This is a genomic window from Anaerococcus vaginimassiliensis (assembly GCF_900626155.1).
GTDB classification, from domain to species: domain Bacteria; phylum Bacillota; class Clostridia; order Tissierellales; family Peptoniphilaceae; genus Anaerococcus; species Anaerococcus vaginimassiliensis.
The window spans coordinates 381,728-397,042 of the sequence record NZ_LR130844.1 but is presented as its reverse complement, the minus strand read 5'-3'; the positions used below and the strand labels follow the sequence as shown (position 1 = coordinate 397,042).

Annotated in this window: 13 protein-coding genes; 11 read left to right on the top strand and 2 right to left on the bottom strand. The window is 34.5% G+C overall.

Translation table 11 applies throughout. The features are described from left to right. Positions 1-4: 4 nt before the first annotated feature. The 6 genes from E0D87_RS02095 to larA all read left to right on the top strand — a co-directional run bounded on the left by E0D87_RS02095 (position 5) and on the right by larA (position 6,419). Entirely contained in the window at positions 5-1,021 is a 1,017-nt protein-coding gene (locus E0D87_RS02095; RefSeq protein WP_130819182.1) for an aldose epimerase family protein, read from the top strand. A gap of 16 nt (positions 1,022-1,037) precedes the next feature. Then, on the top strand, positions 1,038-1,685 hold the full coding sequence (gene fsa, locus E0D87_RS02090; protein WP_004835390.1) for a fructose-6-phosphate aldolase: 648 nt from the start codon (positions 1,038-1,040) through the stop codon (positions 1,683-1,685). Between the two features lie 180 nt (positions 1,686-1,865). Further along, positions 1,866-3,854 carry a transketolase gene (gene tkt, locus E0D87_RS02085; protein ID WP_130819181.1) on the top strand — a complete coding sequence of 663 codons (1,989 nt, stop codon included), beginning with the start codon at positions 1,866-1,868 and terminating at the stop codon, positions 3,852-3,854. A gap of 78 nt (positions 3,855-3,932) precedes the next feature. After that, entirely contained in the window at positions 3,933-4,499 is a 567-nt protein-coding gene (locus E0D87_RS02080) for a chromate transporter (RefSeq protein ID WP_004835373.1), read from the top strand. Beyond that, a complete protein-coding gene (locus tag E0D87_RS02075) occupies positions 4,489-5,046 on the top strand; it encodes a chromate transporter (RefSeq protein ID WP_004835419.1) in 558 nt (185 codons plus the stop codon). Before E0D87_RS02080 ends, E0D87_RS02075 begins: the two co-directional genes overlap by 11 nt. 98 nt (positions 5,047-5,144) lie before the next feature. After that, positions 5,145-6,419, top strand: a complete 1,275-nt coding sequence (gene larA, locus E0D87_RS02070; protein WP_004835376.1) for a nickel-dependent lactate racemase — start codon at positions 5,145-5,147, stop codon at positions 6,417-6,419. Positions 6,420-6,471: 52 nt separating this feature from the next. On the opposite strand, the gene E0D87_RS02065 is transcribed toward larA, so the two are convergent. After that, the gene (locus tag E0D87_RS02065) at positions 6,472-7,677 is read right to left on the bottom strand and encodes a transcriptional regulator (RefSeq protein WP_130819180.1); all 1,206 of its coding nucleotides are present in this window, start codon (positions 7,675-7,677) and stop codon (positions 6,472-6,474) included. A gap of 138 nt (positions 7,678-7,815) precedes the next feature. On the opposite strand from E0D87_RS02065, the gene E0D87_RS02060 reads away from it, so the two are divergent. From E0D87_RS02060 to E0D87_RS02045, 4 genes are all read left to right on the top strand, one after another. Further along, positions 7,816-9,009 carry a M20 metallopeptidase family protein gene (locus E0D87_RS02060; protein WP_130819179.1) on the top strand — a complete coding sequence of 398 codons (1,194 nt, stop codon included), beginning with the start codon at positions 7,816-7,818 and terminating at the stop codon, positions 9,007-9,009. Continuing rightward, positions 9,002-9,793 (top strand): DUF3100 domain-containing protein, encoded by a 792-nt coding sequence (locus E0D87_RS02055; protein WP_130819178.1) that lies wholly within the window; start codon positions 9,002-9,004, stop codon positions 9,791-9,793. The genes E0D87_RS02060 and E0D87_RS02055 overlap by 8 nt, the downstream gene beginning before the upstream one ends. After that, on the top strand, positions 9,794-10,246 hold the full coding sequence (locus E0D87_RS02050; protein ID WP_130819177.1) for a hypothetical protein: 453 nt from the start codon (positions 9,794-9,796) through the stop codon (positions 10,244-10,246). A gap of 104 nt (positions 10,247-10,350) precedes the next feature. After that, complete coding sequence (locus E0D87_RS02045) at positions 10,351-12,000, top strand: glycoside hydrolase family 13 protein (protein ID WP_130819176.1); 1,650 nt, start codon at positions 10,351-10,353, stop codon at positions 11,998-12,000. A gap of 63 nt (positions 12,001-12,063) precedes the next feature. Here the strand turns inward: E0D87_RS02045 and yjeM are convergent, their stop codons facing one another. Beyond that, positions 12,064-13,551 (bottom strand): glutamate/gamma-aminobutyrate family transporter YjeM, encoded by a 1,488-nt coding sequence (yjeM, locus tag E0D87_RS02040; protein ID WP_130819175.1) that lies wholly within the window; start codon positions 13,549-13,551, stop codon positions 12,064-12,066. A gap of 268 nt (positions 13,552-13,819) precedes the next feature. Between yjeM and E0D87_RS02035 the strand changes: the two genes are divergently transcribed. Beyond that, complete coding sequence (locus tag E0D87_RS02035) at positions 13,820-15,199, top strand: aminopeptidase (protein ID WP_130819174.1); 1,380 nt, start codon at positions 13,820-13,822, stop codon at positions 15,197-15,199. The last annotated feature ends 116 nt before the right edge of the window (positions 15,200-15,315 follow it).

Sequence of the window (15,315 nt, the reverse complement as noted above, 5' to 3'; positions counted from 1 at the left end):
GATTATGAATTATACTAAAAAAATAATCGGAAATTACAAAAACGAGGACATATACGAAATTAAGATTTCCCTAGATTCTTCAAGGTATGTTTCATTTTGGTCTTTGGGTGCTAGGATAAATGAATTTTATATCGAAGATATTGGAAATATTATCTTAGGATATAACTCCGTAGATGAACTTTTAGCTAACAGATCATATTTCTTTGGTGCAACTGTCGGAAGAGTTGGCGGGAGAATTTCAAATGCAAGCTTTAATATTGACGGTAAGAGCTACAAGCTAGATAAAAATGACGGCGAGAACCACCTTCACGGTGGAGATAGGGGATTCGATTTAAGAAATTGGGATTTTGATATCGAAGAAAATGAAGACAGTATCAAAATAATATTTAGCTTAGAAGATAAAACGGGACCTAATTATTATCCTGGAAATATGAAAGTTAAAGTTACTCATACCGTAACAAATGAGGGCGATCGGATAATAAATTATTATGCGAGATGTGATGCAGATACAATATTTAATCCAACAAATCACGTTTATTTTAACCTAAATGCAAACAAAAATCCTATAACAAATCACTATCTTAGAGTGGATTCAGATTTTATTTTAGAAACAGACGAAGATTTGATTCCTACTGGAGAAAAAATTGACATAGGATCTAGTGAATTAGATTTTTCAGAATATAAAAATCTAGGAGAAGTACTCGATTCGCAGTATCCAGAGATTAAGAAAAATAGTGGGTTAGACACGGCTTTTATTTTAAATAAAGAAGATGAAATTAGCCTTAATTTAAGAAATGATAGGCTAAGTTTAGATGTGATTACAGATAGAGATTCTTTGATTTTATATAGCTTAAATAAAATAGATAGTAATTCTTCCATGGATTTAGTTAAAAACCAAGGAATCGCAATAGAAACCCAACAATTACCAGATGCAATTAACCAGAAATACTTTGGTAGTATTATCCTAAGAAAAGACGAAGAGTTTAAGTGTGAAACAAGATATAAGGTAAGAAAAATCTAGCAGATAAGGAGTAAAAATGAAATTTTTCTTAGACACAGCAAACATAGACGAAATAAAAAGAATAAATGACCTAGGACTTTGTGATGGAGTAACAACCAACCCATCCATAATAAAAAAAGAAGGCAAAGACTTTGAAACAGTAGTAAAAGAAATAGCAAGTATAGTAGATGGTCCCGTATCAGCAGAAGTAACAAGTTACACCTATCACGAAATGGTAGAAGAAGCAAAAAAACTTGCCGCTTGGAAAGAAAACATAGTAGTAAAAATCCCAATGACAGAAGATGGACTAAAAGCAATAAACACCCTAAGTAAAGAAGGCATAAAAACCAACTGTACCCTAATCTTTTCAGTATCCCAAGGAATAATGGCAATGAAAGCAGGAGCAACCTACATCTCACCATTCATGGGAAGAATAGACGATATGGGCGAATCAGGCAAAAAACTAATAGAAAACCTAAGAAGAATAATAGACATCTACGGCTATGACTCAGAAATAATAGCAGCAAGCATAAGACACATAAACCACCTGGAACAAGCAGCCCTTGCAGGAAGCCACATAGCAACAATCCCAGGCTCAATCTTTGAAAAACTATGGACTCACCCACTAACAACAGCAGGCATAGAATCCTTCAAAAAAGACTGGGATGCCTTCCAAAATAGATAAAAACTAGGAGTTAGTTTCTAAAAAAAGCAAAATCTCTCCTCCCTTAATTTCATTTTATATAAAAAATATAAATTACTTTTAGGTTTTGCGATTAATTTGGGGCTAGCTCCCCTTTTTGGCTAAAAATTAATGAAAAATATAGTAAAATATAATATAGAGAATAATTAAGAAGGAGTTTAAATGTTTACTAATAATGACAAGTTGGCAGTCAATGCCATAAGAGCCCTATCTATCGCTCAAATTGAAAAAGCTAATAGTGGACACCCAGGTCTACCAATGGGTGCAGCACCAATGGCTTATGTTCTATACAACAAAATCCTAAAGGCAAATCCTAAAAATGCATCATACTTCGATAGAGATAGATTTATCCTATCAGCAGGTCATGGTTCTTCAATGCTATATTCCCTAATCCACCTATCAGGTTACAATTTACCAATAGAAGAGCTAAAGAACTTTAGACAAAGCGGATCACTTACTCCAGGTCACCCAGAATATGGCCACACAGAAGGAGTAGAGGTAACTACAGGTCCTCTCGGTCAAGGAATCGCCCAAGCAGTTGGTATGGCTGTAGCTGAAAAACGCATGGCAGCTTTATACAACAAGGATGATATGAAAGTTATAGACCACTATACTTATGCCCTATGTGGTGATGGAGACTTGATGGAAGGTGTTTCTTACGAGTCTATGAGTCTTGCTGGACATTTAAATCTTAACAAACTAATAGTTTTATATGATTCAAACGATATATGTCTAGATGGTGATCTTTCTACTTCATTTTCAGAAAATGTAGAAGCTAGAGTTAAGGCACAAAACTGGAACTACATAAAAGTAGACGATGGCAATGATTTAGACAAGATTTATGAAGCTATTACAAGTGCCAAAGAAAACGAAAATGGACCAACTCTAATCGAAGTAAAAACTGTTATAGGTTATGGATCAGCTAACCAAGGAACTAACAAGGTTCACGGAGCTCCAATTGGAAAAGATGATTTCACAGTTGCAAAGAAAGTTTACGGTTGGGACTACGAAGACTTCGAAATACCAGAAGAAGTGTATGAAACATTTAAAGAAGGCGTAGCTAAAGCTGGTAAAGAAGCGAATGATAAGTGGGATGAAACATTAAAATCTTACCAAGAAAAATATCCAGAAGATTATAAGGAATTGATGGCAGGTATCAATAGAGAATTGCCAGAAAATTTCATCGAGGAAGTTAAAAAATACGATTCATCTATGAAAGATATCGCAACAAGAGCTTCTGGTGGAGAAATAATTCAAGACCTTGCAAAAATTACTAGAAACTTCTGGGGCGGATCTGCAGACCTATTTTCATCTAACAAGACAAATATAAAAGATACTAAGGCATTTAGAGACGAAAGTCCATGTGGTAGAAATATTTGGTATGGTGTGCGTGAGTTTGCTATGGCTGCTATAGGAAATGGTATTATGGCTCATGGCGGTAGCTTCCATCATGTATCAACCTTCTTCGTATTTTCTGACTACCTAAAGGCAGCGGTTAGACTATCAGCTCTATCAGGCCTTCCACTAACTTATGTTATGACTCACGATTCTATAGCTGTTGGTGAAGATGGTCCAACTCACGAACCAATCGAACAACTTGCCATGCTTAGAGCTATACCAAACACAGTTGTCCTAAGACCAGCTGATGCAAACGAGACAAGACTCGCTTGGAAGGTTGCTCTAGAAAGCAAGGATAAACCAGTTGTGATTGCTCTAACTAGACAAAATGTTCCAAACCTAAAAGAAACTGAAGGCATAACAGATATTTCTAAGGGAGCATATGTTGTTAAGGATAGCGAAAATCCAGACCTTGTTCTAATAGCAACAGGATCTGAAGTTTCCCTAGCTCTTGATACTGCAAAGGCCCTTGAAGAAGATGGTAAAGCTATCAAAGTTGTATCTATGCCATCAATGGAATTATTTAGAGCCCAAGATGAAGAATATAAAAACCAAGTTATAAATAAAAAGGTTAAGAAAGTATCCATAGAAATGGGAACAACCTTTGGTTGGACAGAATGGACAGGAACTTGTGGTCTAAATATCGGTATAGATAGATTCGGAATCTCTGGCAAGGGAGATGAAGTTCAAGAAGAACTTGGATTTACAGTAGAAAAAATTAAAAAACAAATTAATGATAAGTTTTTTAAATAGAAATTAATATATAGGCAGACCTTGGTTTGCCTATTTTTTCTTTAGTTATACAATATTAGTTAGAAAAAGGAGGGAGATATGGGAAAAAGAGAGAAACTATGGCAGCTTTTTAAGTCAACTTTATATCTGTCAGCTTTCACTTTCGGTGGAGGATATGTGATTATTTCTCTGATGAAGGATACTTTTGTTGACAAATTAGGGTGGATTGACAAGGATCAAATGCTAGATATGACTGCCCTTGCCCAATCAGCTCCCGGAGCTGTAGCTGTAAATGCAGCTGTTGTAGTCGGGTTTGAAACTTGTGGATTTTTAGGCATGCTTGTGGCAATTCTTGCAACAATTATTCCTCCTCTTGTGATTATTTCAACTATTTCCATTTTTTATAAGGCCTTTATAGCTAACAAGTATATAGCATTTTTCTTAAAAGGAATGCAGGCAGGAGTTGCAGCACTGATATTTAAGGTCGTAGTTGATATGACAAGAGATCTTTACAAGGGAAGTTCTAAATATCTACTTTTAATTATGGGTCTTAGTTTTGTGGCAGGATTTTTCTTTAAGGTAAATATTGTCTATATAATTTTGACCTTAATTATTGTGGGACTTATTTATTCTTGGAGCAAGAGAGGAGATAGCCATGCTTCTTAGTTTGTACATTACTTTTTTTAAGATAGGACTATTTTCCTTTGGAGGAGGCTATGCAGCTCTTCCTCTTATTGAACAAGAAGTTGTTGGTGCCAACGCTTGGCTTAGTTTAAATGAGTTTAATGATTTGATTACTATTAGTCAAATGACTCCAGGACCCATTGCCATCAATTCTGCAACCTTTGTTGGAACAAGGATGGCAGGAGTAGTTGGAGGACTAGTAGCGACCTTGGGCTGTGTGACGCCATCTGCTATTATAGTTGGAATTTTATCCTTTATTTACAAAAAATATAAGGATTTGGATTCTATATCCAATGTCTTGTATTTTTTAAGACCTGCTATTATCGCTATGATACTTATAGCTGGAGTTGATATTTTAAGGACTGCAGTATTTGATGTAAATGATATAAGTTTGGCTTATGCCAATTATTATATGCTAGCTTTATTCATATTTTCATTTGTTATAATGCTTAGAAAAACGGTCGATCCAATTAAGATAATGTTATTGTCGGGTTTTATATATTTGATATTACAAATTTTGATTGGCTAAGATAAGAGCTTGGATAAAAAAGGTTGAAGTCCAAGCTCTTTTTTTATATAATAAAAGAAAAGCTTTTCATGAAGGAAGGCTAATAAAAAGGAGTTTTTATGCAAATCAAATTACCTTATGACAAAACTTTTCAAGAAACTGAGATTGAAGATTCTAGGATCCAAGGAATTCTAACATCTCACCTAGAAGAGTACAAGCCAGAAGATGACCAACTAACTATTGTTAAAAAAGCAATGGAAAATCCAATTGGTTCAAAGAAATTAAAAGAACTTGCCGTAGGTAAGGATAAGGTTGTCATTCTAATAAGTGACCACACAAGACCTGTACCAAGCAAATACATACTTCCTCTAATGCTAGAAGAAATCAGAGAGGCAAATCCAGATGCAGACATAACCCTTCTTGTAGCTACAGGATGCCATAGAAACTCAAGCAAGGAAGAGCTTGTTTTCAAACTAGGGGAAGAAATATATAACAACGAAAAAATCTATATTCACGACTGCGATGATGAAGAAATGCTAGTTACTCTTGATGAAAAGCTTCCTTCAGGTGGAGATATAGTTGTAAACAAAATTGCTGCAGAAGCTGACCTTTTAGTAGCAGAAGGATTCATTGAACCACACTTCTTTGCAGGTTTTTCTGGTGGTAGAAAGTCAGTATTTCCAGGTTGCTGTTCAAGAAAAACTATCATGTATAACCACAACTCAGAATTTATAGATAGCAAGTATGCTAGAACTGGAAACTTGGAAAACAATCCAATCCATAGAGATATGATTGCAGCAGCAAGAGCATTAGGACTTGTATATGTAGTAAATGTTGTAATAAATTCTGAAAAGAAAGTAATCCATGCAGTAGCAGGAGATCTTGAAAGAGCTCATGAGGCAGGAACAGATTGGCTAAAAGATAAGGCTGGAGTTGACAAGAAACTTGCAGATATAGTTCTTACATCAAACGGTGGATATCCACTCGATCAAAATATCTATCAAACAGTTAAATCAATGACAGCTGCAGAAGCAAGCCTAAAAGATGGAGGAGTTATAGTTGTTTCATCTAAATCAGGCGATGGAACTGGTGGAGATGCCTTCCACAATGCCTTCCTAGAAGAGCCAGATGTAGAAAAGCTCTACCAAAAATTCCTAGATACAGACAAGATTGACACGATACCTGACCAATGGGAATCACAAATCCTATGTAGAATCTTATTAAAAGCAAAAGCTGTAATATATGTATCAGACTATGATCCAAAAATCCTAGAAGATTTCCACCTAATTCCAGTAAAAACACTAGATGAGGCAATGGAAAAAGCAAATGAATTAATGGGAGAAGATAGTACAGTAACAGTGATTCCAGATGGTATCGCAGTAATAGTTAAATAAAATAATAAAAAAAAGCTTCAAAATCATTATGTGGATTTTGGAGCTTTTATAATTAAAATAAAATTTCTATGGCCTTGGTAGGTCTTCCCTTGTTGCCGTCTTTTATATAAAGTTCTGTGGCATATTTATTTTCGATGAGTTTATTCATAATCCTATTGGCAGTTCTTCTAGTTATTTTAAGAATAGAAGATAATTGGCTACTTGTTATAGTGTCTGTCTTTTTATTTTTAGTATAGAGGGTGATTTTTTGAATATATTCTAGGGAAACACCGCAAGACCTAGATATTTCAAACAAATGGTCATTATCTATATCATAAGAAGAAAATGTTTTGTTTGTAGCTAAAAATTTGATGTTTTTTCCGTCATACATAACGACAGACTTTCTAGAATCCAAAAAATTTCTCGCATACATGGAGTTATCTATTCCTTCTCTTATTGTATTGCCGCTTGCGAGCGTAAGTTTTAGCTTGATGTTTTTCTTGTTAAAAATTTCGATACTTTCTTCTAACTCACTAATACTAATTCCTCTATTAGATATGACTAAGACTTCACCATCTTGGTCCAATACTAGTCCTTCAAAGATAGAAGCATAATCATCTATCAAACTCCTTAGATATGGATCTTTGAAATCCATATGGAAATTGTGAATTAGAAAAGATTTATCTTCAGTATATTTGATATTGATCCTAGTAATTAATTTCTCGAAGTCTTCTTCTATATCAGCTTTGGTCGCCTCGAGCCTGAATACTGGGATTCCCATATCTTTTAAGACATTGTAGCTGTAACCGTAAGCGGTAAAGACACAGTCAATTTTGCCTTTTTTATATAGGTCGATGTGGTTTAGTAGATAAGCATTCTCCCCATAGGTGGAATTATATTTAATTATCTTATAATCGTCTATATTTATATCATAATCGTAAATTAAAGAATCTAATAGTTTTTTATCTAAACAGTCAAAAGATGGATTTTTGTAAGTCTTAATATTTTCATAGTTTTTTATTAGACATTTGCTAAAGCTCGTCGCTCCTCTTCTGGCATAGGATATTGGAACATCTATATCATAAGAATGGATTAGTTTGTTGAATACACCAACGCCACTTGCAAAGATACCATCAATGTCATTTGGCAGTGGACCAAGGACATCAGCGAGAGAGTCTGTATCGTCTATTATAACTCTCATAAATTCTAGTTTGTAGTTTTTAATAATTGATTCTATTTTATTAATGGACTCAATAGTCCCTATCAGTAAGATTTTCATACTAAATATTATATCACATAATTAAATTTTAGTTGACGAATACGTTTTCTTATTATATAATCAATTTAAGTCATAATAAAGACATATAAATGTAATATTTATATACATATGAAAACTTTAATAATAGAAAGGAAAATTATGGACTACAAACAACTAGCAAAAGCCAATGAAGATGTATGTATTAAAATGAGAAGAGACCTTCATAGGATACCTGAACTTGAACTTGATCTTCCTAGAACATCAAAATACATAAAAGATAAGCTTAGCGAATTTGGAATCGATTACAAAGAATATGTAAATGGAAATGGAATATCAGCCTTAATCGAAGGGAAAAATCCTGGCAAATGCCTTGCCATAAGAGCAGATATGGATGCTTTGCCAATTACAGAAGAAACTGGTCTAGACTTTGCATCTGAAATAGAAGGACAAATGCACGCTTGCGGTCACGACAGCCACATGGCAGTAGCTTTGACAGCTCTAAAAATCATTAACGAGAACAAAGACAAATTAAACGGAAGTGTTAAATTTATCTTCCAACCTGGGGAAGAAATCCCTGGCGGGGCAAAACCTATGATTGATGAGGGAGTTTTAGAAAATCCTAAGGTTGACTATATTATAGGCATGCACGGAGGACTATTGGCAGATGTGCCTCATGGCAAAATTGCCTTCAAAGATAATGAAATGATGGCTTCTATGGACAAGTTTTCTATAAGGATAAAAGGACATGGTGGACACGGCGCAAGTCCAGAAGCTACAGTTGATCCTATAATTGTATCGGCAGAAGTCTTGTTAGGCTTACAAAAGATAATTTCTAGAGAAATAAATCCTGTAGATAGTGGCGTTGTTTCTGTTTGTAAGATTGACGGTGGATTTACTCAAAATATAATTCCAGACACTGTGGACATGATGGGTACAGCTAGAGCCTTGAGCGAAGATGCAAGAGATACTATTGAAAAAAGAGTAGAAGAAATTTCATCTGGAATAGCAAATACCTATGGTGCGAGTGCTGAGGTTAATTATGAAAGATTCTATCCAGTATTAAATAACGATCCAAAGTTTAATTCTTTTGTAAAAAGCCTAGTTGGTGAAATGTTTGAAGATGATATTTACGAAATGGATAAACCAGTTATGGGAGCAGAAGATATGGCATTTTTCCTACAAGAAGTGCCAGGGTCATTTATGTTCTTGTCAAATCTTTTCCAAAGAGAAGACGGCAAGGTATATGTAAATCATAATTCTAAATTTGACCTAGATGAGTCACTATTTTACAAGGGAGTAGCAATATTTGTTGCGACAGCTTTCGAGTTTTCTAAAGGAGGACTAGATGGATAAGACTAACAAAAAACACGAAATAAAAATGCACTTAGTTGTCCTCGTAGTTGCGGTGATTGCGATTTTGATAGGGGCTAAGTCTGTTGATATCAAGGGAATTACTATTGTATTTTCACCATTAATATGGGCTATGCTTATATCTTTTGCCATATATATGACAAAGAAAAATATTCTTACAGAAAAAGACGCTCCACAGGCTAACGCTATGATGGGGATAATGCTTGCAATCTTGATTGCAAAACTAGGAGTTACAAGTGGTGGGCAAATTGATGCTATCAAAAAAGCAGGACTTGCCCTAGTCTTACAAAACTTTGGTAACCTTGGAACTATAATAATTGCTTTACCTATAGCTCTTCTTCTTGGACTAAAAAGAGAATCTATCGGTATGTGTCACGCCCTAAGTAGGGAATCAAACGTAGGTCTTATCCAAGATAATTATGGAGCTGAATCTCCAGAGTTTAGAGGAGTAATGGCAGTTTATATTATAGGAACAATATTAGGTCCTATTATCTTAAGTATAATCTCATCTGTTGCTATTAGTTTAAATATAGTATCACCTCTTGGAGCTGCTATGGGAACAGGAGCAGGATCTGCGTCAATGATGACTGCTGGACTATCTGCACTAATTGCAAATTATCCAGAGCTTGAAGCACAAATGACAGCCTTTGCTGGTCTTTCAAACTTAATATCTAGTGTAATAGCTCTACCACTGGGAGCTTTCTTAGGACTACCTCTAACAGAGTTCTTATACAAAAAACTATCAATTTTTAGAAAGGATAAATAAATGCAAAAATTTAAATCAGATATGCCAGCTCTTGTAGTATCGCTGTTGTTTACAATAATATCTTGTACCATATGTAATATTTTGGGTGAAGAAAGCTTGGGCGGCTCCCTTGCTGGAATGTTAATACTTACTTTAATAACCCTAGTAGGATATTTCTTATCTTATGTTGTTCCAGCAAAGAAGATATCAGCAGTGTTGTGGATTTCTATAATAGCTATATTTATAGCAAGTCCAATTTCACCTGTATCAGATTTTGTAGTTAAAAGTGTTGACAATATAAGTATAAACGCAATAATAACCCCAATTCTAGCTTATGCTGGAATTATAATCGGAAAAGATTGGGGAGCCTTCAAGAAGGTTGGAGCGAGAGGAATAATAGTTTCTATCTTTGTTATCATAGGAACCTTCCTCATTTCATCTTTACTAGGCGATTTCTTTATGAGCATATTCTAAAAACTTATGATAATCCGGAATTCCTTGGGAATTTCGGATTTTTTTCATCTACTTTCATAAAAAATAGTATAATGGAGCAAAGAAAGAATAGATAAGGAGAGTTTATGGAAAAGAAGTGGTGGCAAGAGGAGATTGTTTATCAAATTTATCCAAGGTCGTTTAAAGATTCTGATAATGATGGGATAGGAGATATTAGAGGAATTATTGAAAAGCTAGATTATCTTAAAGAATTAGGAATTACTATGATTTGGCTTTGCCCAATCTACAAATCGCCTATGGCGGATAATGGTTATGATATATCAGATTATTACGATGTAAACGAAGAGTTTGGAACAATGGCAGACTTTGACTATTTGGTAGCTGAGGCTAAGAAAAGAAATATCAAAATCATGATGGACCTTGTTTTAAATCACACATCAAATGAACATGACTGGTTTAAGAAAGCTCTTTCTGATAAAAATAGTCCATATAGAGATTATTATATTTTTAGAGAGGGAGAAAGTGAGCCTAACAATTGGAGGTCTATCTTTGGAGGATCAACCTGGACTAAAATAGATGGTGAAGATTGCTATTATTTCCATTCCTTTGCTAAGGAACAACCAGATTTAAATTGGGAAAATCCAAAGCTAAGACAAGAAATATATAAGATAGTAAATTTTTGGATAGATAAAGGAATTACAGCCTTTAGGATGGATGCAATTAACCATATTAAAAAAGATCCATCCTATAAAAGTGGCGAAGCTGATGGGGCAGACGGTAGAGTTTCTGTGATTAAATTTGGCCGTAACCAAGATGGAGTAGAAGAATTAATTAAAAAACTTTCAGATAAAACCTTTAGTATCCATGATTCTATGACAGTTGGAGAAACTGCGGGACTTTCCTATGATAAGTATGAAAAATATATAGGAGAAAATGGCGTGTTCTCGATGGTATTTGACTTTATTCCCGCAAACTTTGATGTAATTGATGAAACTTGGCACAAGAGAGTCGACTGGGAAGTAGAAGATTTTAGAAAAGTGGTATTTGATAGCCAAGAATCTATCCAAAAATACGGTTGGTCAGCAAACTTTATAGAAAACCACGACCAACCAAGGGCAACAACTAAGATCCTTAGGGAAAATGACGAAAATATTAAGGCAATCAAAATGCTTGCTGCAATTTACTTTTTCCTAAGAGGAACTCCTTATATCTACCAAGGTCAAGAGCTAGGAATGAAAAACTTTGTTAGAGAATCAGCAGATGATTTTCACGATATTCAATCAATAGATTCCTACAAAAGAGCTATAGAAGAAGGATTTAGCGAAAAAGAAGCCCTAGACTTTACAAATCTAAGGTCAAGAGATAATGGAAGGGTGCCATTTGCTTGGACAAATGAAAGATACGGTGGATTTTCTAATGTAAAACCTTGGCTTGGCATGGCTTACGAAAATCCAAAAGTAAATGCCGCAGACCAAGAAAAGGATAAAAACTCAGTCCTAAACTTTTATAAAAAAATGATAGACTTTAGGCAAAACTCCAAATATTCAGATATCCTAACCTATGGTGAATTTGAGCCTATTACTAGCGAAAATAAGAATATAATAGCCTACGAAAGAAAGCTAGGAGATGAGAAAATTAGCCTTTACTTTAACTTCTCTAAAGAAAATATAAAAGAAGAAATCTGTAATGGAGGAATAATATTTGCAAGCGAAGATATTAAGATTGAAGATAGGTATCTATTGCTAGATGACTTTTGCTTTGCTCTAATTAAATAATAAAGTTTAGCAAGGAAAAACAAGGTAAGTATTGAATGTTACCTTGTTTTTCTATTACTAATATTATTTGTTTTTAGCTCTGTTATACATGAGAAGAGCAAGTCCTGTAAATATAAGTGGTCCTGCTACTGACATGATTGATGTTAGGTAGTCGCCTCTAGATATAGCAGGTTCTATTACTGTAAAGATATTTGCAAAACCTACTAGGGTACATACTACGAATACTCCAAGTTTGGCAGAGCCTAGAGTTTTAAATTTAACGAATGGTTTTTCTATAGTTTCATCTTTCTTAAAGCTTAGGAAAGAATAAGATATGAAAAAGTATGGTAGGGTCATTGAAACGTTAGTCATTGCTACTAAAATTTCAAAGAATTGTTGAGCACTATCACCACCGAATGAAACTATTGCCATGATTGCAATAACTATTATAGCTTGAACTTTCATAGCATTTACATACATGCCGTTTTTTTGTTCGACTAAGCTCTTTGGCCATAGTTTTTCAGGAGTTCCACCTATAAGTTGTTTAAGTGGAGAATAGGTTAGAGTGAAGAATGCTCCTGTCAATGCTAAAAACATTGATATTCCCATAAATCTAGCTACAATTCCACCTACAGTTTTAGCTGCTGCATCTGCCATACCAAAGGCAAGACCTAGTTGATAACCCATTTGGTTCATACCAACGTATGAAACATTACCAAGAGTTATAGTTTCTGTAGGAAACTCTGTATAAGCAAAGGTCCAATTTGTAAATGTACCAAAGATCAAAATTCCTAAAGAGTAACCAATAGCTATAACTATAGCTGCTATTTTAATTCCTCTAGGGAAGTTTTTCTCTGCATTTTCAGTTTCATCTACAAGTCCGCCGATTACCTCAATTCCACCATAAGCAAATATAGCATAAACTACAAATGATAGAACTTGAAGTCCACCAAGATATGATGGGTTAGGTGACTTAACTAAAGCTGTTGCGTTAAGGGGTTCTAGGATTTGACCCTTGTTTAGGATAAGAATTAAAATTCCTCCGACAAACAAGAATACATTGATAGATGCAACTGCTGTACCACCAACTGATGTAATCTTTTGAATCTTATCAACACCCTTTGTAGAAACATAAGTAACAAATATAATCCAAAGGATACCTAAAATACCCAAGGTTTTTACAGAATCAAGACCTAATATTGACCAAGTTTGAGTTTTATCAGCACCGAATATCGCATTTGACAAAACTACCCAAATACCAGTACCAACATTTACTTGCCAGATAACATATGATGCAAACCACATGAAAGTAACAACAAATGCGTACTTCACGCCAGATGATCTTTCCATCCAGCTATAAATACCGCCCTCTGCACTTCTAAATGCTGAACCGAACTCAGCAATCATAAAAGCAAATGGTAAGAAAAACGTTACCGCAGATAATAAAAACCATGGAATAGAAGCATAACCCATTAGGTAGTATGACCTTGTGATATTTGTAAATCCGAAAACGGATGTAAATATCATGAGAATTAACGCTTTCATACTCATTTTCTTTTTCTTTTCAGACATAAATCCCTCCTAGATAATTATGTATAATGACCGTATAATGAATATTATGTTTACAGTCTATGCATATATAATGTATCAAGTAATTCAAGATTTGTCAACAGAAAAAATAAGAAAAATATTTTGAAAATAAAATAACAATCATGTACTACGATACCGTATTATCAAGAAAAACTGTTAATAAATCAATAGTCTTATTCTATAATCGAAAAACGATTTTAACTAGATTTATTTATTATTTTGTGTTAATATATAATTGAGGTGATTAAAAATGAATGAAAAAAGATCAGTATGGCAAAATATCAATTCAGAAGAATTTGATAAAATTAATAATTATTCAGAAGAATATAAACAATTTTTGAATAATGCTAAGACCGAAAGAGAAGCGACAACTGAAATTATCCGAGCTGCCAAAGAAAACGGTTTTCTATCTTTGGAAGAAGCTTTGGATAAGGGTGTAAAGAAAAATGATAAAATTTACTTTAACAACAAAAATAAATCAGTTGTTCTTATGGTCCTAGGAGATGACCTAGAAGAAGGAATGAACATCGTAGGTAGCCACTTGGACGCACCAAGATTAGACTTGAAGGCAAATCCAATCTATGAACAAGCAGAGATGGCTTATGCCAAAACTCATTACTACGGCGGAATCAAGAAGTTCCAATGGCCAACTATTCAACTTGCCCTTCACGGATTTTTCATAGATAAAGATGGAAAAGAAGTGAGTGTTTCTATTGGTGAAAAGGAAGATGATCCAGTATTTTACATTAACGACATCCTTCCACACTTGGGTGCAACTCAAAATGAGAAGAAAATGTCAGAAGGCGTTACAGCAGAAACACTTAACATAGTTATGGGACATTCATCATATGAATTTAAGGATGATGAGGATCCAATCAAAAAATCAGTTCTTAAATACCTAAAAGATAACTACAACCTAGACGAAGATGACTTCAGAGTTGCAGAGTTTCAAATAGTTCCTGCTGCTAAAGCAAGAGACGTTGGTTTTGATAGAGCTATGATTGCATCACACGGTCAAGATGATAGAGTTTGTTCATACGCAAACCTAAAGGCAATCCTTGAAGTAGACAATCCAAAGATAACTGCAGTCGGTTTATTTGTAGATAAAGAAGAAATTGGTTCTGTAGGAAATACTTCTATGACTGCCAAGTTCTTTGAAAATATGGTTGCAGAAATTCTTTCAAAGAGAGAAAACTACTCAGATATTATGGTAAGACATGCCATGGCTAGATCTCACGTTCTATCAGCAGATGTTACAGCTGCTTTCGATCCAGATCACGACTACGCTTATGAAAAACTAAACTCTGGTTATGTTGGATATGGTGTAGCAATGAGCAAGTATACTGGAGCTAGAGGTAAGGCTGGATCTAACGATGCAAACCCAGAATTCTTAGCTAAAATTAGAGATTTGTTTGCTGAAAATGAAGTTATTTGGCAAACTGCTGAGCTAGGTAAAGTTGACCAAGGTGGTGGTGGAACTATTGCCTACATCTTAGCTGAATATGGAGCAGAAGTTGTAGATATGGGAGTTGCTATGCTTTCAATGCACGCACCTGTTGAATTACTATCTAAAGCAGATGCTTATATGACCTACAAGGCTTACAAAGCATTCTTAGATAAATTTATTTAAAAGTATTGGAATATATAAAGGGACTTACACATTGTAGGTCTCTTTTTTCTTTGTCTAATCCTCCTACAGGAGATTGAATATCGCACCTTTTCTAGTATTATAATATAGTCTATAAG